Below are 21,612 nucleotides of genomic sequence, written 5' to 3' on the forward strand. Positions count from 1 at the left end.
TGCCAGTACGTCCGCCACGTCCACCTGTGTTGCCCAGCGGCGGCGTTGTCGTTCCGCGGAGGGGGTCGTGTGGACGGACCCCGCCACCCCCGGGGCGGGGTCGGGTTCGGGCGCTCCCCCTGCGGGGGAGTGTCCGGACCTCCAACTTGCTCCGTCTGGGGCTGCGGTGGTCATCTCCTTTTGGCCGATGGGCAGTTCGTGGTGCGAGTCGTGCATTGGGCGGTATTCCTTGGGTGTTGTGGGTGGAGGGGCTCAGTGGGGGTGGCTGGCGCGAGCGGCCTTCGGGTCGGCCTTGATGGCGCGCACGACCTCCCCGGCGGTGTCGCTGGCGACGCTGTAGCCGTCCTCGCGCACGGTGTCCTCCAGGAGGTCGCGGGAGAGACGTCCGGTCTCGCCGTGGATGCGATGGGCGTACTCGGTGAGGAGGGCCCGTGTCGCGCGCGGTTTGGGTTTCGGGCGCTTTGGCTTTGCCCGCGCGGCCTTGCCCGGAACGGCATCCGGCGGCTCCTTGCCCGGCATCGGCTCCGGGCTGGTGGCGGTACGGGCGGGCTGTTGCGGGCGGTTTTCGGGCTCCGGGCGGGCTGCCCGGTCGATGGTGTCGTCGCCCGTATCGCTCTCGGGCGGGCGGCCCGGCTTCTCTGCCCGCTTTGTTGTAATGGCGCGCGGGCGGGCGGTCACGGAGCCGCCGGTCGGGTCCGGCGTGGAGGCGGGCCAGCGGGCGGGCAGCGGGATGGCGGCCAGGGTGAGCACCTGTTGGCGGGTGGCGAGTTTGCGCAGTAGCAGCTCGTCCTGGCGCTTGTCGCGGTCGATGTCGGCCTGCTCCAGGGCCTGGTGCAGGCGGCGGGTGAGGCGCCGGCCTCGCCGCTTGGCTCGTTGCCCCGGTGTCATCGCCTCTGCCCGGAGGATCAGGGTGACGGCCTGGTCGAGGGCACGCTCGCGGATGATCCGGGCGGCGTCCGCGTCCCGGTCGGCGATCCCCAGGCGGGCCAGCAGCCGTTCGCGCGCCTGTCGGGCGAGGACGGAGGCCAGGCTGCGGGAGTCGGCGTGTGGGCTGCGGTGGCGCAGTTCGATGCCCATGGCCAGGTGCCAGAGCATGGCCGCCATGACCGGGCCGACGAACGCCCGCACCGTTCCGCCCACCAGCCCGGATTCAGCGTAGGCGGGCAGGATCTGCACGGCGGTGATCACCCAGGTGAGGGTGCCGGGCAGACCGGGTGCCTGCTTCGGGCCGTTGAGGTTCTGCCGGGCGAGCAGGGCGGTGGCGAACAGGGCGAGTTCGGCGGCGGCGAACATCGCGGCTCGTTCGATGGTGCTGCCCATGTCGAGGTAGTCGGCGGCGAAGCGCCAGCTGGTGTCCGCGCTGTAGGCGGTGCAGCCGATCGCGGCGACAGCGGCAACCCGCACCGCGGCAGAGCTACGTCCCTGCCCGACGGACTTCCGGACGCGCCGCCACAGAGCCCATCCGGCGACCAGGGCGACCACGAGGAGGATTGCGGCAGCCGCCGGTGCAGGGAGCCAGTGCGGCAGGAAGGTTATGCCGGTGTCTTCGAGGCTGAGGGGCGTTGTGGGGCCTGATGTCATGCAGAGGCTCTCCGAGGGCAGGCGTGAGTGTGGGCGGTGATGCGAGGGGGATGGGGTGAGGTGAGCGCGGGCCGGTCAGACGGTGGGCGCGGTGCGGCGTCGTCGGTCGGGGCCGGTGAGGACGACGCGTTCGGTCATCTCTGCGAGGCGTGAGGTGACGCGGTCGCCGAGCGCGGTGCGCAGCTCGGGGATCGGCAGGTTGGTGGTGATGAGGGTGGGGAGCATGTGCTCGTACCGGTGGTTGATCAGCCGGTAGGTGAGCTCCTCGGTCCACTCGCTGGTCTTGGCCGCGCCGAGGTCGTCCATGAGCAGCAGCGGGCAGCGGGCCAGCGTCTGCAGGTCGCGTTCGGCGTCGTGGCCGGCGCGGGGGCGCAGGCGGGCGTAGAGGTCGGCGGTGGTGGTGGCTTCCCAGCGCAGGCGGACGCCTCGGCGCAGGAGGGCGCGTACGGCGCCGTACGCCTGGTAGGTCTTGCCGGTGCCGGTGGGGCCGGCGATCAGCAGCGACGGGCCTTCGGCGATGCCCGGTCCGCCGGGTCCGGGGCGTCCTGCTCCGGAGATGTGGTCGGCCCAGGCGGTGATCTGGGGGTGGTCGGCCAGGGCGCGGCGGTAGCGGGCGGGGATGCGGGCGTCCGCGAGTTCCAGGGCGGTGACGGGCTCGGCCGGCGGCTCCGCGGCCGTGGTGGCGGGATCTATGCCACGGCTTGCCAGGATCCCGTTGAGCCGGTCGGCGAGCGGGCCGACGGGGAGCGGCTCGCGGGTGAGGGTGGCGGTCAGAGTTCACCTCCGTAGGCGGCGGCGACATCGGTGGGGTTGGTCCACGGCCGGTGCACGGCAGGGGTGTTGGGCGTGGCGTTCATGACCTCGTTCACGAGGCTGGGCAGGGAGCTGGGGTGCATGCCCTTGGCCCGGTGGCGTTCGAGCGCGGCTCGGAGGTGGGCGGGAGCGACGCCCTCGTCGAGCAGCTTGCGCACCCGTCGGCCCAGATGGCCCAGGAAGTCGCCCGGCGGGCGGTGGTTGCACGCCGCGACGTACTCGGTGATGAGCTGCTGCGCCGAGACCGTGTCGGGCGCTGGGGCGCTTGCGCCCCCCGAAGGAGTACTTCCTAGATCCATGATCCTAGGTCCTAGATCCGGGCAGTGAGGCTTCACCGACGGCTCCGGGAGTCCTCCGTGAGCCTTCACGGAGGATTGCGTGAATCTGCCCTGACCTGCGGGTTCTTCATCGGTGCCCGGATTCAGTGCGGCCTTGGGTATCTCCGGTGTGCCCGCACGGAGGGCTCCGTGAGATGGCAGTGAGGGCTCCGTGACGCCGACCCCGGCTGCGCTCGGATTGGCTCCGACCGGAACGTCGTGGTGCGGGCAGCCGGGGAGGCGGCTCACGCTGGGCCGGTTGATCTTCTGATGCTGATGCCAGGTCACGATGTGCAGGAACCGCTTGTCATCCGGCCCCTTGTAGCGGCAGATCAGCCCGGCGTCGGAGAGCTGGGCGAGGTCCGTCTCGACATCGGACGGGGTGTGCTCGGGGCGCAGGACCCACAACTGTCCGGCGACGATCGCGGCGTGATCGCGGTGGCGGCCCTGGTCGTCGGCCTGGGTGAGCAGGCCGAGGAAGGTGCGCTCGGCGGTCAGGGTGACGGCGGCCAGGGACTCGGAGACGAAGGCTTCGGGCTTGATGGTGCGGATTCGTGCCAAGAGGGGGGCGGTCCTCACTCGGTTGCAGGTGGGTGAGCACCCACGGCTCACCGTCGATCGTGGCGGTACGGGCGTCAGGGGCAGGGGAGTTGACCGGCCGGCGGCGCGGGGCGCGCTGATGGCCGCTCGCGCTTTCCGGGGGTGTCGTCAACATAGCCACACCCAAGCTGCGCAAGTCCAGCCCTATCCCGCGCAATCTCTTCGGGCAGAAAGGCTGCCGAAAGGCAGGCGGTAAGGGGAGGTCCTAAAACTGTAGGACACGATCGGCCGTTGACGAAATAGTTGCCCTGGACGCCGAGCCAGAAGCGTCACATCGGGAAGCCGTTGACGTGCCGTCGACGGGGAAGCTACAACACAACACCCCACGTCAGAGCGCCCTCGGGACGTCGATCGGCCTGTCGGTCCTCGACCCTTCCTGCCCCCGGGAGACCGCTTCGCAGTGAACTGCGAGAGCGGAACATAGACCACGATCGCCGGTTAACCAAACCGGCGAATGGACGCTTCAATTGGAGCCATGCCAGCACGCCCATTGGAAATCGGACCCGCAGGAATACGCGCGGCCCGCACCATCGAAATCCTCCGCACCGAACGCGGCTTGTCGCAACGCCAGTTGGCCGGCCGCGTGACCGCGCTCGGCCACCCGATGTCCAACACCACGCTGTCCCGCATCGAACGCATCCAACGCCGCTGCGACGTCGACGACCTCGTCGTGATCGCCGAAGCCCTCCTCGTCTCGCCTCTCGTGCTGCTGCAGGGGCCGACCGCCACGTGACGAGGCCCGCTCAGCACCGCTGACCGAGCACGCCCCCCAACCGAGTTAGGACCCGCCCTTCTTGCACCGCTCCGAGATACCCCCTGCCCTCGTGCGCCGCTTTCCCGGCACCGAGGGCGGAGCCCCCTTGCCCCGTCTCTACCGTCCCGAAGAAATCGCCGAAGCCCTCGGCTGTTCCGCCTGGTGGGTCAAGGACCGTGCTCGGCGCGGCCTCATCCCGCACACCCGCGTCGGCCGCGCCTACCGCTTCACCGCCGCACACCTCGCCGAGATCGTCCGCCTCCACGAAGAGCGCCCGAAGCGATCCTTCAGCAGTGCGCCGACCGGTCTAGCAGTAGCAAGTCCTCCCGCTGCACGAACTCGTGCCGCCCAGCCTTCTCGGCCGACTACGGCCGCGACGACGGGGCATCTGCGGGCCCGGCCGCCGCGCCGGACCCAGTACGAGACCGTCGTGTAGCGCGCCCGTACCCAGCCACGAGGCAAGAGCAAGGAGGAAGACGGAAGTTGGGTTTCGCGGAGAAGCGTGGAAACTACTGGCGCGGCCGATACAAGACCGCGCCCGGCATGCACCTCACGGTCGCCGACGAGAACGGCAAGGCGATCCGGTTCGCCACCAAGGGCGAGGCCCAGCGCGCCGCGAGCGAGGCCGAGAACAAGTACCGGCGCGGTGACTGGCGCGACCCGTCGCTTGGCCAGGAGACCTTCGGCGAGTACGCGAACCGCTGGTACGCGGCCCAGGACCTGGCCGCCTCGACCATGCAGAACTACAAGCGTCACATCGAGGAGCACCTGCTCCCCGACTTCGAGGACAAGGCGCTCGCCGGCGTCCTGCGCACGGACGTCGATCTGTGGGAGAAGAAGGAGAAGGCCGTGTACGCGGCCTCCAGCGTCAAGACCTGGCGCTCGACGCTCCACCTGATCTTCGAGGACGCGATCGACGAGGGGTTGATCACGTCCAACCCATCGACCAGGCGGCGCGGACGCGGCAAGCGCGCCGGCCGCTCCCGCGACCGCGGCCCGGAGAAGGTCATCACTGACCCGCTCGGCATCCTGCTGACTGCCGAACGGGCCGCCCTGCTCTCCGGCCGCGACGACGAGTTCGTCGCTGTCGTCCTCAAGGGGTACACCGGCATGCGCTGGGGCGAAATTGTCGGCCTGGAGACGGAGTTCGCCCGCCCAGGCTCCGTCCGTGTCGAGTGGCAGCTGTACGAACTCGACACCGGCGAGCTGGTGCGCTGTCCGCCCAAGGACGACAGCTACCGCAAGATCGATGCGATGGACTGGTTGTCGGCTCTGGTCGCCAACCACGTCGCCCGTACGAAGCCGAAAGCCTGCCCGTGTCACGGTAAGACCTACGTCTTCCAGGGACAGGGCGCGGCCCGCACCGACGGCCACCAGGGCGCGAAGCTCATCGACGTCGCACGCCGTGCCGAAGTCTCCACGGGCACGGTGTCCAACGTCCTCAACCACCCCGACCGCGTCACCGAGGCCAAGCGGGTGAGGGTGGAGCAGGCCATCGTGGACCTGGGGTTCGTGCGGGGCGGCGCGGTGTCGCAGCACGCAGCCCACTGGCGCCGAAACGGCTTTGCGACATGGCTGTTCACTCCGGCCGTCTCCGGCTGGTACCCGAGGAAGGCACCGCAAGAGACCCGCCCCGTCCCGCTGCTCGGCGAGCCGTGGCCCGGCGTCCCGGCCCGAGGACGCGGCGCCAGTGAGCGGGCCGACGCTTGCTGGCTTCCCATCGCCAAGGGCCTCACGCCCCACGGCCTTCGCCACACCCACCGGACCGTGATGGAGGACCTCGGCACCGAGAAGGTCCTCATGGACGAACGCATGGGCCACATCGACGGCTCAGTCTCCGCTCGCTACGCCCACGTCACCCCCGGCATGCGTAAGCGCCTCATGCTCGGGCTGACCGAACAATGGGAGACGGCCCTCGACGCCCGCCTGGCGATGAGCCCCACGTCACCAGTCCGCGTAGTCGGTGATCTCCTACGGGCACGCAGAGAGTCGCATGCGCTTGAAGAGCCCCAACGGTGAATGCTGCTGTGCTCCTGGCGGTCACCGTCAGGAGCACAGCCATCTCCTGCGATGCCTCACCGGCCCAGCGTCAACATGGAGCGGTCAGCTCGCTCCGGCAGTTACGGCAAATACCCAGTGACGGGGCCAACAGACCTGGCTCAATAGGCACATGGAGATTGGCGAACACTGGGCCTACCGCGCCAGGCCGAAGGATCTGGGTAGCGCGGTTCGCCAGGTGGAGATCGTTCGAGTGGGCGGCCCTGGTAGGTCTGGCTGGATCCACGTGCGGTTTCTCGAAGGCGATGCCGCCGGCCTGCAGGAGTGGGTCAGTTCCGGCTCTCTGGTAGCACCGTGGGCGGACGTCGAAACGTTCCGCGCGGACGACGCGGCGGAGTTGGCACTGGTGGAGTCCTCCCGCCACGTCCGGGGCAGCACGGAGTTCGAGGCCGCTCGCATGATCCTCGGGTTCGTCCGCCCGAAGAACAGGCTGCGCCTACGCCGAACCGTGGCGGACGCAGGGGTTCTTGAGCTGAGCCGCCTCGACGAGACGGCACCACACACCGGCATCGACGCGGCCGAGCTCCGTAGCGACGCCATGGTGTACGAGAACCGCCACGGCATGTGCCTTGCCGGGTGGCCGATCACCGAGCGCATCGCCCGCCACGTGGCTGGCCGACTCGCCGACGAGATCCTTCCGGAGGTGGACCGCAAGCAGCAGAACATCGAGCAGGAGCGCGCCCAGCCCTCCTGGTACTCCTACAGTCGGCGGGACGAGCGCAAGCTGGACGCGGAGGCGGCCGTCCTGCGAACCGTCCGGGCGTGGTGCGGCCAGGACAAGGCCGACCGCTACGACGAGTTGGTTGCCCTGCGCGCCGAGGTCATCCGGATCGGGGAGCTGGTCGAGAAGGCGGTCAAGGCTCTACGTGACCGTGGCCACGGCGTCATCGCCTCCACCATTGAGCGCGACCTTGGGGTCCATGTCGCCAGCCTTGATCCTGACGTGCGTCGATGAGACCGCGCCACGGATCTGGCTCCGCCTTGGGCGGCGCCGGATGTGCAGCGGGCTTCTTTTCCTTCTCCGGCCGGTGTGGGTGCCAGCCGTCGAGGAACGGCCGCAGCTGATCTCCCGTCGGCTCCGCGTGGAAGTTGAGAGAAGCCAGGCCCTTGCCGCTCAGGGTGGGGTCGAGCCGGTCGGCCTCCGCCTTCCCCCAGGCCGACCACTCTCGCAGTCTCTCGTTTTCGAGGGCGTCTTCCGACGCGGCGGCGGCTTCATCCAGAGCGGCGCAGAACGTCCGGATCTCCCCTGCAGCCTGCCACCTCTCAAGAGCCGTGCCGAAGTGCTCGGCCCGTACCGCGTGAACCGCCTTGATCGAAGCCCTGCTGACGGCGGCCTCCCACTCCTGCCGCTCGCGCTCCTCCCGCTCCGCTTCCAGGCGCCGGCGCTCGGCCTCCTGCCGCTCCCGCTCCTGTCGTAGGCGCTGCTGATCCGCCTCACGTTCCAGTCGAGCCCGCTCCTCTTCCTCTGCGCGAGCCTTCAACGCCCGGAGGACTGAACCGATCTGCTCCTCCAACGGTTTCTTGGCCGTGTCGGCCCACTCCTTCTTCCAGCCGTAGCTGTAGCTGGAACCCGATTGCTGGCTGACCAGCAGTTCCAGTTCACCGGACGGCTCGGACTTCTGGGCCGGGGTGACACGTTGCCAGTCGTATGTACGGCGGCCCGGCGGCTTGGGGACGTACCGGATCTGCTTCTGCCGCTCGCGGAAGCTGACCTCGTACGTCCTGCCGTGGACGGTGAGCAGCGGCCTCGGCTGCCTGCGCTTCTTCGACACCGCGATCTCGCCGTGGCGTGCGAGGGCTTGCTCAGCAAGGAGTCGGAGCAGCGAGACCACCCGGGGGAGGACGTCCTCCGAGATCTCGAAGGCGCTGTGGTCCGCAGTGACTGCGGCGATCACGTCCTCGACATCGGTGATCACACGGCTGCGCGCCAGCCGGATCCGGTTCCACTCGGTCTCGTCCTCGCCGGTCACCCTGAGCAGCCCGAGGAAGAAGTCCCCCTTCGCCCGCCCGCTGTACTTCAGGCTGTATCCCTCAGGGGCGCATTGCCGGGCTGCGTCGAATGCCCTGCGGTAGCGGGCTCGCTCCTCGTCGTTGGGGTTCGGGATCCGGAGGAACCGTCTAGCCTGCTGTACTTCCGCGATCAAGGCCGCTCCGACTTCCGCCGGCGACGGCCGTGAGGGCTTCGCGGTGCGCTGCGGCGGCGGCTCCGTCGTGGACGAGGCTGCGGCTTGCCTTTGCGCTGGAGGGGCTGTTCGTGTCCGCTGCTCGGAACCTGCCAACCGCTGCTTGCGCGGAACCGGTTCCGGCCGGTCCGGGTGATGGCCGTGCTCCAGGTAGAAGCGGCCCGCGTCAGTGATCTCCGCCTGCCACTTCCCGCCCTGCTTGGGCATGGTGATCAGGCGCCGCTCCTTGAGCGCGCGGGCGGTAAGAGCGAGCTCGGGGCTGTCCGACGTGACGGGGTCGCTTCCGCCCTCGATGCGGCTGAGGAGCGCGAGCTGCCGGTCGTTTAACGGAGACCATGGGTGCATGCTGATCGTCGTACCGTCTGTGGTCACCTTGGCACAAGCCGGACAGGGCTACTCGTCTTGGGGACCTACGAGTTCAACGGGCACGAATGCGTCAGCGTCTGGCGCCCTAGCATGCCGGTCTGACAATCGGGCCTCAGGAGCAGATGATTCGGGTCGTTTACCCGCTGTGGCGTGAGCTGATGGCCATGTGCTTGCGCGGACCGCAACGCACGGTCGGCCCTGTGACTGGAGGGTCGGCTCGGGGCTCTGCGGTACTGACTTTTGGCGCAATTTCGCCGGTCATGGCCAGACGGAGCGCCGTCTGGCTTGAGGCTTTGGCTGGGCGCGGGGGCGCTCTCGAAAACAGCCCATGGGGAGGAGATTCGGGTGAACGAGGACGAGGTGCTCATCGCGGCAGTGGAAGTACTGCTGTCGGATCCGCGTACGGATCCGGGTATCGATGTCGAGACCGTTGAACAAGCCGCTCGTGCGGTGGGGCTCTTCGAAGACGGACTTCAGAGTGGGCCCGGCGTATTCCGGCTGATGGCCGAGGGAGGGCAGAGAGGCGCCGAAACCCTGTCATCGGACCGTCTGCAAGTTCTGTCCGAGATGGTGCAGAACGCCGATGACATGGGGGCTTCCCAAGTACGGTTCATCTGGCGCCCCGAGGAGTTGTTGATCGCCCATGATGGCAAGGGCGTACGACTGGCCGACATCCTGTTGCTTGGCCTGCCATGGCTCAGCGGGAAGACCTCCGACGCGGAGGCCACAGGGCGATTCGGCATCGGTTTGGCGACCTTGCGCGCCCTCGCGACCACCTGGGAGGTGCACTGTCACCCCTTCCACGTGCGGTTCGCTGACCTGTCCATTCGGGCGGTTGAACCGCTGGTGGTGCCGGAGCAATTCGCGGGACCCGAGTGGACGGTCTTCCGAATCCCTCTTGCCTCCGATGCACTCTCCGCCTCGGAGCTCTTCGAGTGGTTCGAGACGTGGAACGACAGCTCCTTGCTCTTTCTCCGGCATGTGACGCGAGTCGAAGCCCTCAGCGACTGCCCGGACGATCAGGAACCCGATGACGAGACGTCGCCGGTGACGCTCAGGCTGAGTTGGACGGAGATCGATCGGCGAAGGCTTCGCATCGACGGTGAGGAAGCGGATGTCCGGGTCCGTGAGGCCCGGACGACCAGTGGAGCACTGTGGCGGGTCTACGATGCCCAGGTCGCACCGCACGGCACGAGTACCCGTCGGCACAAGGCGGTGGGAGCCTCCATGCCGGTCGCCGTCGCGCTGCCGGTGCTCGGACCGGAACCGGGAAGTGTGCACGCGGGGCTACCTGTGGCCGAGTTGAGAGCCGCGGCCCGCGTGCACGCCCAGTTCGACCCCGTCGTCAGTCGTGAAGGATTCGCTGCCAGCCGGTGGAACGAGGATCTCGTCCCACTGGTCGCGGACCTCTGGGCTGCTGCCGTCCTCGACGTACTCAGCGGCGTCGAACCTTCGGCTTGGCACCTCGTTCCGCTGCCTTCACCTTCCGACCCCTCGTCACCCACCCGGCTCCAGGACAGTATCCGGGCGGCGCTGGTCGACCGTTCCCGCACGTGGTTGGCGTCCCGGATCTCCCTGCCCTGCCCAGACGGGACCACGAAGCCACTCTCGGCGCTTGCCGTTGAGGAGCCGCAGTTGTCGGGGGTGCTGGCTGATGAGGACATTGCCCGGCTGGCCGGGCTGTCGAGTCTGTTTCCGCGACGCGCCCGCGACGGTGCTCACCAGTGGCGCGAGGTCCTGACGGACTGGCGCTGCGAAGGCACCGCAGAACTTGCCGATGAAGTGCGGGTGAGGGACGCGCTCATTTCACTCGACGACACCGAGTACGACATCGGGCAGACCATCCGTCTCACGGCGGTCGCCATCGAGGAGGACCTCGGCTACCTGCTGCGCAGCCAGCCGTGCGTCATTGCTGCCGATGGCCGGCGTCTGCGACCTACAGCAACTGGCGTCGCGTTCGCGGAGTACCAGGACGACGAGCTACGCGGCACCAGCCCGCTGGACGCGCTGGGTATCGTCGTGAATCTCCATGCCGGTTACGCGGAGAACTCGCAGTGGTCCCAACATGTCCTCGACTGGCTGCGGAAACAGGACTGCCTCGTACGGCGTGATGACACCGCGGCCGTACTGCGCCGAATCGAACGGATGGGACGCGCGGGCAGGCGAATCGGAGGTGACACCGCATGCGAAGTCGAGCAACTTGTCGCCATCCAGCGGGGCTTGGGCGAAGTATCGAAGAAGGTACGTGAGCGACTCGGCCCCGGCATCGGACGGGCCGTGCTCCTGGACGGCTACACGCACGACCGCGAAGGCAACGAAAAGCCGTGCGTGGTGCAGCCCGCACACGCCTACCTGCCGCAAGCGCTGGAGAGCACGGACGGAGATCGTTTCGCCGTCGCGGCGGGGAAGACCCCCGGTATCAGATGGGTGCAGCGCTCATATGCCCGAACCCTGCTGTCGCAAGCGCAGTGCGGGCTGAGCCGTACGGCTTTCCTTCGACTCCTCGGGGTGGCGGACGCACCCCGGCTCAAGGAGATTCAGCCGGGCCGGGAGACCAAGGAGTACGAGGCGGACTCCCGCATAGGGTTGTCGCGTGACTGCTGGCTGTCGCCGCCTGCGCGTACGAGCGAGCTGCGTCGATTGGGCGCGTACTACACGCTGGACGACCGCAGCAGCCCGGATGTGGACGCTGTGGTGCAACACATCATCGCCGAGCAGAATCCGCAGGAGCGCAGGCGTCGTACGGCGGCCATGCTACAGACGCTTGGCAGGCCCGGCATGATCAGCTCCTCCGAACACGCAGACGTACAGGCGGCGGACGCGTATCACCGCTGGAACGTGCGTGGCCAGACGGCAGCCCTCTGGGTCTGGCGCCTTCGGGAGACGGCCTGGCTGGAGGACAGCAGCGGCGAACTTCGCACTCCGCAGCAGGTGCACTTGCGCACACGTGACGCACAGGCGCTCTATGGCCAGGATGACCCGGGGTACCTGCACCCTGCGATCCAGCAGACCACGTCCAACAGAGTTGATGTCCTGGCCGCTCTTGGGGTGAACGGAGACCCTGATGTTCCTCAACTGATCAATCGATTGCGGGAACTTCGGAAGCGTTCCACGGCCCCTGGCTTGGTGGACGACCGTCTCAAGGCCGAGGTCTATCTCGTCTATCAGGCTTTGGCGGGGCGGCTGAGGAGCGAGGCGCCGGGCACGTCCCACAACGAGCTGCGAAGGAAGGTCCGGGATGCCTTCAACCGCACCGACTTCGTGCTCACCGACCAGGGGTGGCGTAGGTCGAGCGACTGCTTCCGTGGTCCCACGATCCTGCGCGGCTTCCGGCCTTTCACCATCCCTGACCCCGAGTTGAATCCGCTCTGGGACGCTCTATGGATCGAGGAGCCGAGGCCCGAGGACCTCGCTGATGTGCTGAAGGAGATCGCTCAGTCCGGCGCTCAGCTTCAGGCCGACCAGCAGCGTGTGATGCTGGAGGCGTTGAGGTCCCTTGCAGACACGGTCACTTCGGCTGATGGCCCCGTCTCCCTCGGCCTGCGGGCCAAGCTGCGCTGGCTGCCGCTCCGCACCACCCTCGGCTGGACGAAGGAGCGGCCCGTCTACGCGGTAGACCACCCCGCCATCGCGCGCACGCTCGGCGAGGACCTTCACGTTTGGCAGCCCGGCGGAGATCTGCAGCAATTCGCCGGCCTGTTGGGTGTTCTCAAGGTGCACAGGATGGAGGCGTCGGAAGCGTGTGTCGTCGCTCCGGACCGTGCTCGTCCTGATCGGCAGCTGACCGAGGGCTTCCGGTGGGCGGTGACCAGCCTGCAGGACACTCTCGTACGGGACGAGCCGGCCGCCGCTGAGGCTTTCACGGACTGGGCGTGGCTTATGGAGCTTGAGGTACGAGTCTTGCCGGGGCTGCGGATCCGGCTGAACTTGGGCGAGGGCCATGACGTGATTGAGGTCCCGGTCGATGCACATGTCGATCGGGAGGCCAAGGCGCTCTTCGTCAGTGCCCCCGAGGCGCTGAAGACGACCCGAGGAGGCGGGTTGGCCGTGGCTGCCCTCTTCTCCGCGGAGCGCGCTCACGTCGGCCACCGCTGGCGTGACCTCTGGGAGGAGGAACGGCCGCAGGACGCTCCCGTCACCCCGCTCGTCCCATCCGGCCAGCAAGACCATGAGGACCGCGAGCGTTTGGCCTCGCAGCTGCGGAAGCGAGAATTGTCGGCGCCCTCGGGCCCTGTGGTTCCGGCCCAACCGGGCGGTCCGGTGAACCCACCCACCGGAGTCCCGTCACCTCCGTCGACCCCTGCGCCTCTGCTGACTCCCATACCTTCTGGTGTGGCGTCCCCACCCATCCCGCTGTCGGCTGAGCCTCGCAAGCTGGTCTCCTTGGCCGAACTACAAGCGCGTAGTCCACAGGCGACTCGTACTGCTTCCCTCTCGCAGCCTCGCTCCGCGTCATCCTCGAAAGGCCGACGTGCAGCTTCCCTGCCGCAACCGCGCCAGGGCGGGGCCGCACCCAACGAGCGCTCCGGGCTGCTCGGCTACCAGGACCGGGACAAGGAGAAGACCGTCCTGGCATTGCTTGCCGGAATTCTTGGCGAGAGCGGGAGGACGCTGGAAGACCAGCGAGGTCTTCAACGACTGGGGGCGGACGCCGTCGACTCAACAGGCCATTTCTATGAGATCAAGGCTCACGGCGGGGCAGAGCCCGCCGACGTCTCACTCACCAGCGCGGAACTCACGCGTGCGCTTGCAGAGGGAAGCAACTACTCGCTCGTCATCGCCTCGAACCTGGAGGAGGGCAGGGGAATCCCGACGCTGCGGATCATCACCGATCCGTTGCGCTTCTTCGAGGTCGAATCCATGGCTGACGTGAAGCTGAAGGGCGTACGTGACGCGGATGCCGACGCGACCTTGTGGCAATGGCCGGATGCCGAGGTGTGAGAGGTCTGCCCCGTGCGTCGCGCTGATACTCACGCACGCTCTGACGATCGTGAAGGACGAAGAGCACGGCTTTCCGCGCGCCGTGCTTGGTGAGTGATCGAGCGGCCTTGGCGACGGAGTGATGGGAGCCGATTGGGAGACGGGATATGAAGTCGGCTCCCAATCGGCTCCCAAAACGGCCCCCACAACCACTCAGGGGCCCGACCCGCTAAGCGGATCAGGCCCCTGACCTGGTACTTCACTGTCGGGGTGGCGGGATTTGAACCCACGACCTCTTCGTCCCGAACGAAGCGCGCTGCCAAGCTGCGCTACACCCCGATGTCGCTGCTTGTCCTGCTTGTCGCGGCGACGTCGTTTACTTTAGCCCACCGGTGGCCCCAGGCGAAATCCGGTTTTCGTGCGGCGGTGGACCGGGTTCGGGCGGATGTGGTCGAGGGTGACGAGGGCGACGGCCAGGGCGTAGAAGGCCAGGCCGAGAAGGAGTGCGTTGGCCAGGACGCTCTTGTAGCCGTGCTCGGCCACGTCCAGGAAGCCGTACAGATAGCGGCCCGGCGTGCCGGGCAGGAGCAGCTCGCCTCTCGCCAGGGAGAAGGCCAAGTACGCCAAGGGGTACAGCAGCCACGGTGCCGCCTGGCGCAGGTGCAGCCGGCCGGGGGCGGTCAGCAGCAGCCAGTTGACCAGTGCCGCGATCGGAATCGCCGTATGCAGCAGCTGATTGGTGATGGCGTGCCGGCCCGTGGACGGAGAAGGCACCGCGAACGGGCTTGATGCGTTCGCGACCAGCAATTGGTGGACCAGGGCAGCGATCACCACGTACAGCAGCGTGGCGCCCGTAAGACCCGCCGGCAGCGGGCGGCGGGCCGTCCAGGCTCGGCGGGCCGAGATCGTCATGACCAGGGTCAGCAGGATGCTGCTCTGGATCGTGAAGCGGCTCAGGACCTCCGAGGGATTGCCCAGGAGGAGTTCCATCGTGACGGCCGTCGCTGCCAACGCAGCTGTGAGGAGGCGGAAGATCGCTGTCACCGGGCGGCGCACCGGGGTCACCACCGCCGTGGCGGGGACGGGGGAGGAGAGTAGGGCCGCGGGTGTGCCGGGGAGTGCGGGGAGATCCGGTATGTCGCTGGGTATCGGGGCGGTCATGCCCTCACGCTAGGGCGACCCCACAAAAGGGGCCATTCCGGGCGGGCTGTGTGGGTTACGACGGCTACGGGCCCTCGGTCAGCGTCAGCAGCGTCGCCTCCGGGGGACACGCGAACCTCGCCGGCGTGTAGCGGTTCGCGCCGCAGCCCGCCGAGACGTGGAGGTACGACGTCCTGCCCTCCGCCGTGTGCGTCGACAGGCCCTTGACGCGGTCCGTGTCCAGGTCGCAGTTGGTGACCAGGGCGCCGTAGAAGGGGATGCACAGCTGGCCGCCGTGCGTGTGGCCCGCCAGGGTCAGGGGGTACGCGTCCGCCGTGAACGCGTCCAGGACCCGGAGATAGGGGGCGTGGACCACCGCCAGTGAGATGTCCGCCGACGGCGACGGGCCGCCGGCCACCTCCTTGTACCGGTCGCGCTTGATGTGCGGGTCGTCCAGGCCGGTCAGCTCCACCGACATGCCGTCGATCTTCAGCGTGCCGCGCGTGTTCGTCAGGTTCAGCCAGCCCGCCGTGTCGAAGCCGTCGCGCAGCTCCTCCCACGGGTTGTGGATCACGTTGACCGCGGGCGCGTTGCCGTTGAGGCCGTGCTTGCCCTGGACCTTCTCGACCAGGTAGCGGGCGGGATTACGGGGCGTCGGGCCGTAGTAGTCGTTCGAGCCGAAGACATACGCGCCCGGGAACTCCATCAGCGGGCCCAGCGCGTCCAGCACCTCGGGCACGCCCTCCGGGTCGGACAGGTTGTCGCCCGTGTTGATCACGAAGTCGGGGCGCAGACCGGCCAGGGAGCGGAGCCAGCGCTGCTTCTTGTACTGGCCGCCGACCATGTGGATGTCGGAGACCTGGAGGACGCGGAGCGGGCGCATCCCGGCAGGCAGTACCGGCACGGTGACACGTCGGAGCCGGAAGAAGCGGGCCTCGAATCCGACCGAGTAGGCGAGGCCGGCGGCGGCAACCGCCGTGATTCCCAGGGGTACTCCGTATCGCGCGCGCATGCTCCCATCGTGTCAGGCGGCGAGGTGCGGCGGAAATCCGCGGGCGGTCCGCTCGCCGCACCTGCGACAATCGTTCGCATGACCACGCTCAAGTCGAAGCTCAGGGACGACCTCAACACCGCCATCAGGGCGCGCGACGAACTCCGCTCCTCGACGCTCCGGCTCACCCTCACCGCCATCACCCAGGAAGAGGTCTCCGGCAAGGAGAAGCGCGAGCTCTCCGACGAGGAGGTCACCAAGGTGATCACCCGCGAGGCGAAGAAGCGCCGCGAGGCCGCCGAGGCCTTCGCGCAGGGCGGCCGGACCGAGTCGGCCGAGCGCGAGAAGGCGGAAGGCGAGATCCTCGCCACCTACCTGCCCAAGCAGCTCAGCGACGACGAGCTGAACCAGCTCGTCGCCCAGGCCGTCGAGGAGGCGAAGGCGGCCGGCGCCGAGGGGCCGCGGGCCATGGGCCAGGTCATGAAGATCGTGAACCCGAAGGTCGCGGGCCTGGCGGAGGGCGGCCGGGTCGCCGCGCTGGTGAAGAGCGCGCTCGCGGGCTGAGCCTGCTCGGAGTAGATGCAGATAGCGGCCAGGTTTGCTCCGACACCGAACGGCTGTCGTCCGGCTGCGTGGCGGATGTGCCCAGGGCACCGAAGATCACGTCGAGCATGCCCGAGTAGTCGCCGGGGACGAACACAAACGCGTCCCCGGCGATGTCCTTGTCACCTGCGCCACCGCTGTGTGAAGTTCGACAGCCGCACCTCGGGCACCGAATCGCGGTAGCGGTTGGCATCAAGGGGACCCACTTGTTCGACTGATTGGTGTCCGGCGAGATCGTCTTCTTCGTACCGAACGGGGTGACGATCTCGTGGATTGCCTCGGCAGTCTGCGCCCAGTAGCGGAGAACGTGCGCATGGAGCTGCCTGGCCGCCAGGGATCTTTGTTTCGAGCTTTCAGATGCCGGTGCGCGTGTCTGAACCGACCGGAGCAACACCGTTGGAACGTCATCGACGACCAAAGCGTTGGGCGGCAGGTCGCTGCTACAAGTCGGGTACGTCAGGTGACGAGCCGGCTGCCGCAGCGCCGGATGGTGCTGCGGCAGCCGACCTACCGGAGCGAGGACTGCTTGGCCGTGGCCTCTCACCGGAGGAGCTGGACGGCCCGGGTGCGCGGGAGGCCGTTGCTGCCCTCCTTGTCAGGACTGCTGGCGGGCCAGCTGTTCGGCGGCCTGACGACGCTTCGGCTGGAACGGATCGGCGCTGGCTCCAGCGCCCACACCGGGAGTGGCGACCCAGACGCGGAACTTGTTCGCGACCTGGGTCAGCTGCGCGTTGCCCGGTTTGACGTCGATGTAGAACAGGGCCTCGTCAGGTTTCGTGTCGTCACCGCCCCACCGTACGACCCCTTCACAGTCGGCGAGGATGTCGCGGACGATGACGAGCTGGTTCGGGAAGTATCCCCCCTTCTGTCCGGAGGGATAGAAGCCGGGACGGATCTGCACCGCCGTACCTGACGCGAGGTTCGACTCAGCGAGGCCTTTGCGTACCGACCCCGGGTGGCGCCAGCCGATGACGTCACCACGGCGGAGTTCGTCCACCTCGTAGTGGAAACGCTGGACGACGTGAACGAGGACGGTCTCTACGTCGCTCATGCGGATCTGGACGCCGTCCAGAGGGGTGCCAAGGACAGGGCGGGTCCAGATGGCTCCGCCCTCGTCGGCGGCCTTTTCCATCTCCCAGCCGTTCAGGGAAGGCCTTCCGGTCGACACCGGGTCCTGGTCCGAGTCGCCGGGCGCGGTGGCAGCGCGGGCCGGCGGAGCGAGCAGCGTGTTTCCGGCGAGCGATGCCAGCGCGGTCCCACCGGCTACAGCGGTGGCGCGTGTGAGCAGGATGCGGCGCGATATGTCAGCACTCACGTGGGTAACTCCATGGTTGTCTACGTGGCCGAAGAGATGACCTGGAAGAGGAGATAGGGGACGAAGACGAGCGGCGCGGCTTTCAGCCAAGCGGCCACCGAGCGGTCACGGTGCAGCGGCACGAGCACGTCGGCCACGAGCACCAGCAACACCACGAGCATCCCGGTCACGATCACGGTCAGTGTGGCTGTACCGGCCCGGTCGCAGTCGGCTCCGCACACCTCGATGATCGTGCTGGAGTGGTCGGCAACGGAGGTGTAGCCACCCCAGTGGCGTTTCGCCAGCCACCACATGCTGTACAAGGGCGCCATGGTCGGGATTCCGATGAGGAGATTGACCAGCACCGGCGGCGACGAGAGCTGAGGCCTCTTCACTACGCGGGATCGCGCAGCGGCTCGTAGTACTTCTCGAGCACCTGGTACAACCCCATGCGCTTCTTCCCCTCTGCCACAGCGTCTTCTGTAGTTCCCTGATAACGGATCAGGACCTTCTCGGTGTCCTCCGGCGATGACGTGATGGTCGGCCCCGAGACGCCGATGAGGGAGGCGTGGTACATGTGCACGAACGGGACTGTCGCCATGGTGAACGAGTTGTTCGTGCGAAGCTTCGTCCAGATCTCGAACAAGTCGGCGTCATCGCTCGCGTTTCGCCGGGAGGTGGAAGCCAGCAGCCCGCGATCCACCGCCAGATTCCTCGACGCAATCGCGGTGGCGCCGAAGATCTGTGCCAGACCTGTGGAGGAGTCCCTCATCGAATCCGTGATCGCGTCCGGCCACCAGTCGGGCAACTGACCGGTGTGGTACTGATACACGGCGGCGTCGGAGTACTGGTCGTCGATCGTGAGGACTTTGCTGATGTTGTAGTGACGCATCTCCCACAGTACGGGGAGCTGGATCAGCGCCTTCCGCATCCTGTACCGGCGGGCCAGGTCGGTGAACACGTCGTCCCAGCTCAGGACGAAGTCGATGCACTCGGTCGTGGTGTACTTGGTGTACCAGTTCGACTCCGGGACGCCGACCGCGTCGGACTGCATGTACGCCCGGATGTCCTTGCGCAGGGCTTCCCACATGGTGTTGTCGAACTCGACGTCGAGCCCTGAGCCGGTCGAGGGCGCGGGATCGAAGGAGTTCTGGCCGGTGTCCAGCCCGGAGGCGATGTTGACGTCGATCTCGATTCTGCCGTCGCCGGAGCCGACCCACTTGGTCACGATCTGATCGTAGGCCCAGTTGTTCGGCAGGGGGTAACCGAAGTTACCGGAGAAGGCGTAGGACATGTCGGACACGAAACTCGCCTCGGAGAGCCTGCGTTCGGCCACGCGGGAGCACACGTTTCTCGGGCCGTAGACACCGACCGTGTACTTGCTGCCCGTTGACTCGATGCCGTCGGCGATGCCCTGGAAGTGCGGGATGATGTTGGTGGTGACCTCGTCGTCGACAGCGTCGTAGTCGACGGCGAAGAAGATCCGGGTGCCGGGCTTGAAGCCGTGCCGTTCGGCGTGCTTGACGGCGGAGATTGCGTCGGCGGTTCCCTGCTCAGGGCCGAAGGACTCCTTTCCCCGCCCATAGGTCTGGTAGATCGGGAAGCATCGCAGCCCGTTGTCGGCGATCGTCTTCAGCTCACCGGGCTGGATCTCCTTCTCGGGGAGGGTCGTGGCGGACGGGTTGTACAGGTAGCGCCCCACGTACTTGACGCCCTCCGCCTTGAGCGCCGTAGCGCGAGCCGGGGTGATCTGGGTGACGCAGTCGCAGGCCTCGCCCTTGCGGGACTGGTCGCCGTGCGAGACGAGCAGCGATGCCCAGGTGGAGAAGTCTCCCGAGCCGGTGACGGGGAGTTTGCAGTACGCCTGGAACTCGCGGACCGCGTCGGACAGGCCGGTGGTGAAGGTCCCGGCGAACGAGACCCCGTACCGCCTGTTGAAGATCATGGCGGCGGAGAACAACTGGACCCAGGTGCCCGTGGAGCCGACGGACACCGGGTGGTCCTTCAGGCCGGCCTGGGTGCCGGGGCCGAAGTTGCCGTTCGCGGTGCCGTCGGCCATGCCGATCTCGTACTGGACGGCGTAGATCATGGCCTTGGCGACGTCCCGCGAGTAATGGCCGTCGCAGGGGACGATGAAGAAGTCCTGCCGGTTGATGTAGCGCCCGTTCAGCCACTGCTGAATGCTGCGGATGGTGTCGGAACCCGAGTTGACGGTGACGTAGGCGTCCATGTTCAGCAGGCCCTTGAACACCTTCGGCACCAGATCGGAGCCGGGATACGCACCGGTGACACCCATGTCCGCTTTGAGCTGGGCAATCGATGAGGCGACACGGTCGCTGTACGTTCCGTCGATACTGCCGCCGTCATAACCCTTGCAGTACAGACCTGACTGGACGATGCGTATGAAGTCGGCGGACGGCGCGGTGGACGCGTTGATCTTCGGGTGCTTCGACTGGAGTGTGTTGAGAGTGGTGGGGCCGAAGCTGTTCGAAAGGGCGCTGATCCCGAGCTCCCACTGGAGGGCTCGGGTGAGGGCGTACATGACCGGCCAGCCGGTTCTGCCGTTCTCCTCGACGGTCATGCCGATTCTGGCGCCATAGACCTTGTTGACGAACTTCTGTGCCTGGAGAACCATCTCGTCGGCCATGTGGGCGGCTTCTCCTTCAAGTGGACGTGGTTCAAAGAGGGGCAGGGCAGGCGTGGGCGGGCCAGGGCGCACAGGGCGCGAACGCGCTGACGCGCGCCAGCCGTCGGCGGACGGGGCACATCTCGGCGAGCAGGCCTGCGCCCAGGAACGTTGGCCAGGCGGCCACGGCCACGACACCGGGTGGTGATGTTCGAGGGCGGTCGCGCAGAGCGGCCCGGGGAAGGCTGTGGTCCTGTACGTCAACGTCGGCGACAAGACTTCATGGAAGATGGGCCGGCTCATGGCCGCGGCCGGTGGTGTTTCTGCCGTCGGACATCGTTGTCGCCGTCATCGTCGCCTGAGGCGGGCCCGACGGTGTGCAGCAGACCCAGTTCCTGCGCACGTGCGCCCAAGGCCACCCGCCCGTTGGCCTGCAACCGCTCCATGAGGCGCTGCACCTTGCGCTGCACCGTCCGGTGTCCCACCCCCAGGTGCCGGGCGATCGATGCGTCGTTCAACCCCGTGTAGAGAAGAGCCAGGATTCTTCGTTCATCGGGTTCGATGTAGGGTGCATCGGCGTCAAATTCTGGCGTCATGGTCATTTCGCCTCCCCCCGTGACGCTGCGTTCGCAGCGCTGTCGCAGGGCAGTCTAGGAAGCGTTTGTGACAATGAATAGCCGAATAAATGTCACCAAAGGGAGGTAAAGGGGCGGGCGGGATGTCGCAATCAGGCCATCTCACCCGCGGTGTGTCCGATTATTGTCACTCCAATTCCTGGGCTTGAGTCAGGATCAGTACCAAGGAGTGCAGCGCGCTGTGCCCGACGGATTCTCCACGCAGGCACGCATTTCATGGGTCGACGGGTTGTAATACATCGGCGTGCGCGTCACGTACATGTTCGCCGTGTCCGCCACCTTGGCGGTCCAGCCCGAAGCCCCGCCCGCCTTCAGGCCAAGTCTCAAGTAACAGCTGGAGTGGTCCTTGGTGCAGCGCTGGACGTACACCGACCAGTCGCCCGCGCCCGTGCCGCTGAAGTACTCGAAGCGCCCCCAGCTGTACTGGTCGCCGTCCGTCTTTCCCCAGCGCAGCTCGTACGAGAACGAGTTGCCGAGGTCGTAGGGGCCGTGCACGGTGAGCGGTCCGGATTCCCAGCTCTGGATGTTCGGGTCATGGCCGTCACAGCCGAAGTTGTCACAGGCCAGGGCGGCGGCCGAGGCGGAATTCGGGACGGCGAGCGCGAGTGAGCTGAGCACCATGCCGAGTGTGAGGCCGATACGCGACCGGAATTTCATTTCCCCTCCATGTGGAACGGCGATATGCGCAGGGCGGGCAAGCGAATGGACACCCTCCCGGCGGGGCTGCACGT

General features: G+C 67.5%; 17 protein-coding genes, 1 tRNA gene and 1 pseudogene. 6 read left to right on the plus strand and 13 right to left on the minus strand.

Annotation, left to right across the window (positions count from 1 at the left end; all coding sequences use genetic code 11):
- From ACWCRB_RS36940 to ACWCRB_RS36955, 4 genes and pseudogenes are all read right to left on the minus strand, one after another.
- Positions 1-216: pseudogene (locus tag ACWCRB_RS36940) on the minus strand (hypothetical protein); the annotation flags it as partial.
- A 36-nt stretch (positions 217-252) separates the two neighbouring features.
- Entirely contained in the window at positions 253-1,581 is a 1,329-nt protein-coding gene (locus tag ACWCRB_RS36945; protein ID WP_451000235.1) for a hypothetical protein, read from the minus strand.
- A gap of 75 nt (positions 1,582-1,656) precedes the next feature.
- Complete coding sequence (locus ACWCRB_RS36950; protein ID WP_329223941.1) at positions 1,657-2,355, minus strand: ATP-binding protein; 699 nt, start codon at positions 2,353-2,355, stop codon at positions 1,657-1,659.
- Positions 2,352-3,272, minus strand: a complete 921-nt coding sequence (locus ACWCRB_RS36955) for a hypothetical protein (protein WP_451000236.1) — start codon at positions 3,270-3,272, stop codon at positions 2,352-2,354. Before ACWCRB_RS36955 ends, ACWCRB_RS36950 begins: the two co-directional genes overlap by 4 nt.
- Positions 3,273-3,786: 514 nt before the next feature.
- Between ACWCRB_RS36955 and ACWCRB_RS36960 the strand changes: the two genes are divergently transcribed.
- The 4 genes from ACWCRB_RS36960 (at position 3,787) to ACWCRB_RS36975 (ending at position 7,078) form a co-directional block, all read left to right on the plus strand.
- On the plus strand, positions 3,787-4,044 hold the full coding sequence (locus ACWCRB_RS36960) for a helix-turn-helix domain-containing protein (RefSeq protein WP_451000237.1): 258 nt from the start codon (positions 3,787-3,789) through the stop codon (positions 4,042-4,044).
- Between the two features lie 127 nt (positions 4,045-4,171).
- Positions 4,172-4,501, plus strand: a complete 330-nt coding sequence (locus ACWCRB_RS36965; RefSeq protein WP_451000238.1) for a helix-turn-helix domain-containing protein — start codon at positions 4,172-4,174, stop codon at positions 4,499-4,501.
- 47 nt (positions 4,502-4,548) lie between these two features.
- Entirely contained in the window at positions 4,549-6,084 is a 1,536-nt protein-coding gene (locus ACWCRB_RS36970) for a LacI family DNA-binding transcriptional regulator (RefSeq protein ID WP_451000239.1), read from the plus strand.
- 151 nt (positions 6,085-6,235) lie between these two features.
- Positions 6,236-7,078: a PE-PGRS family protein gene (locus ACWCRB_RS36975; RefSeq protein ID WP_451000240.1), complete on the plus strand. Its 843-nt coding sequence runs from the start codon at positions 6,236-6,238 to the stop codon at positions 7,076-7,078.
- On the opposite strand, the gene ACWCRB_RS36980 is transcribed toward ACWCRB_RS36975, so the two are convergent.
- The gene (locus tag ACWCRB_RS36980; protein WP_451000241.1) at positions 7,008-8,651 is read right to left on the minus strand and encodes a PE-PGRS family protein; all 1,644 of its coding nucleotides are present in this window, start codon (positions 8,649-8,651) and stop codon (positions 7,008-7,010) included. The two genes, ACWCRB_RS36975 and ACWCRB_RS36980, sit on opposite strands and share 71 nt — an antisense overlap.
- Before the next feature lie 366 nt (positions 8,652-9,017).
- Here ACWCRB_RS36980 and ACWCRB_RS36985 point away from each other — a divergent pair, with 366 nt between their 5' ends.
- Positions 9,018-13,613 (plus strand): sacsin N-terminal ATP-binding-like domain-containing protein, encoded by a 4,596-nt coding sequence (locus tag ACWCRB_RS36985; protein WP_451000242.1) that lies wholly within the window; start codon positions 9,018-9,020, stop codon positions 13,611-13,613.
- Between the two features lie 244 nt (positions 13,614-13,857).
- Here ACWCRB_RS36985 and ACWCRB_RS36990 read toward each other — a convergent pair.
- The 3 genes from ACWCRB_RS36990 to ACWCRB_RS37000 form a co-directional block, all read right to left on the minus strand.
- Positions 13,858-13,931: transfer RNA gene (locus ACWCRB_RS36990), tRNA-Pro, on the minus strand.
- A gap of 42 nt (positions 13,932-13,973) precedes the next feature.
- The gene (locus ACWCRB_RS36995) at positions 13,974-14,753 is read right to left on the minus strand and encodes a Pr6Pr family membrane protein (RefSeq protein ID WP_451000243.1); all 780 of its coding nucleotides are present in this window, start codon (positions 14,751-14,753) and stop codon (positions 13,974-13,976) included.
- Positions 14,754-14,817: 64 nt separating this feature from the next.
- The gene (locus ACWCRB_RS37000; protein WP_451000244.1) at positions 14,818-15,744 is read right to left on the minus strand and encodes a metallophosphoesterase; all 927 of its coding nucleotides are present in this window, start codon (positions 15,742-15,744) and stop codon (positions 14,818-14,820) included.
- A 78-nt stretch (positions 15,745-15,822) separates the two neighbouring features.
- Between ACWCRB_RS37000 and ACWCRB_RS37005 the strand changes: the two genes are divergently transcribed.
- Positions 15,823-16,287 carry a GatB/YqeY domain-containing protein gene (locus tag ACWCRB_RS37005; RefSeq protein WP_451000245.1) on the plus strand — a complete coding sequence of 155 codons (465 nt, stop codon included), beginning with the start codon at positions 15,823-15,825 and terminating at the stop codon, positions 16,285-16,287.
- A 634-nt stretch (positions 16,288-16,921) separates the two neighbouring features.
- Here the strand turns inward: ACWCRB_RS37005 and ACWCRB_RS37010 are convergent.
- The 5 genes from ACWCRB_RS37010 to ACWCRB_RS37030 all read right to left on the minus strand — a co-directional run bounded on the left by ACWCRB_RS37010 (position 16,922) and on the right by ACWCRB_RS37030 (position 21,538).
- Positions 16,922-17,641, minus strand: a complete 720-nt coding sequence (locus ACWCRB_RS37010; RefSeq protein WP_451000246.1) for a hypothetical protein — start codon at positions 17,639-17,641, stop codon at positions 16,922-16,924.
- 20 nt (positions 17,642-17,661) lie between these two features.
- A complete protein-coding gene (locus tag ACWCRB_RS37015; RefSeq protein ID WP_451000247.1) occupies positions 17,662-18,015 on the minus strand; it encodes a hypothetical protein in 354 nt (117 codons plus the stop codon).
- The gene (locus ACWCRB_RS37020) at positions 18,015-20,267 is read right to left on the minus strand and encodes a glycoside hydrolase domain-containing protein (protein WP_451000248.1); all 2,253 of its coding nucleotides are present in this window, start codon (positions 20,265-20,267) and stop codon (positions 18,015-18,017) included. The genes ACWCRB_RS37015 and ACWCRB_RS37020 overlap by 1 nt, the downstream gene beginning before the upstream one ends.
- Before the next feature lie 278 nt (positions 20,268-20,545).
- Positions 20,546-20,848, minus strand: coding sequence for a response regulator transcription factor (locus ACWCRB_RS37025; protein WP_451000249.1), 303 nt, complete (start codon positions 20,846-20,848; stop codon positions 20,546-20,548).
- 189 nt (positions 20,849-21,037) lie between these two features.
- Entirely contained in the window at positions 21,038-21,538 is a 501-nt protein-coding gene (locus ACWCRB_RS37030; RefSeq protein ID WP_451000250.1) for a hypothetical protein, read from the minus strand.
- Between the last annotated feature and the right edge of the window lie 74 nt (positions 21,539-21,612).

This window comes from Streptomyces sp. NPDC002156 (assembly GCF_053593675.1).

Excerpts from the sequence above, each read along its gene's own strand:
- ACWCRB_RS36945 (WP_451000235.1), bottom strand. The coding sequence starts at position 1,581 with ATGACATCAGGCCCCACAACGCCCCTCAGCCTCGAAGACACCGGCATA.
- ACWCRB_RS36960 (WP_451000237.1), top strand. The coding sequence starts at position 3,787 with ATGCCAGCACGCCCATTGGAAATCGGACCCGCAGGAATACGCGCGGCC.
- ACWCRB_RS36975 (WP_451000240.1), top strand. The coding sequence starts at position 6,236 with ATGGAGATTGGCGAACACTGGGCCTACCGCGCCAGGCCGAAGGATCTG.
- ACWCRB_RS36980 (WP_451000241.1), bottom strand. The coding sequence starts at position 8,651 with ATGCACCCATGGTCTCCGTTAAACGACCGGCAGCTCGCGCTCCTCAGC.
- ACWCRB_RS36995 (WP_451000243.1), bottom strand. The coding sequence starts at position 14,753 with ATGACCGCCCCGATACCCAGCGACATACCGGATCTCCCCGCACTCCCC.
- ACWCRB_RS37000 (WP_451000244.1), bottom strand. The coding sequence starts at position 15,744 with ATGCGCGCGCGATACGGAGTACCCCTGGGAATCACGGCGGTTGCCGCC.
- ACWCRB_RS37005 (WP_451000245.1), top strand. The coding sequence starts at position 15,823 with ATGACCACGCTCAAGTCGAAGCTCAGGGACGACCTCAACACCGCCATC.
- ACWCRB_RS37020 (WP_451000248.1), bottom strand. The coding sequence starts at position 20,267 with ATGGCCGACGAGATGGTTCTCCAGGCACAGAAGTTCGTCAACAAGGTC.
- ACWCRB_RS37025 (WP_451000249.1), bottom strand. The coding sequence starts at position 20,848 with ATGACCATGACGCCAGAATTTGACGCCGATGCACCCTACATCGAACCC.
- ACWCRB_RS37030 (WP_451000250.1), bottom strand. The coding sequence starts at position 21,538 with ATGAAATTCCGGTCGCGTATCGGCCTCACACTCGGCATGGTGCTCAGC.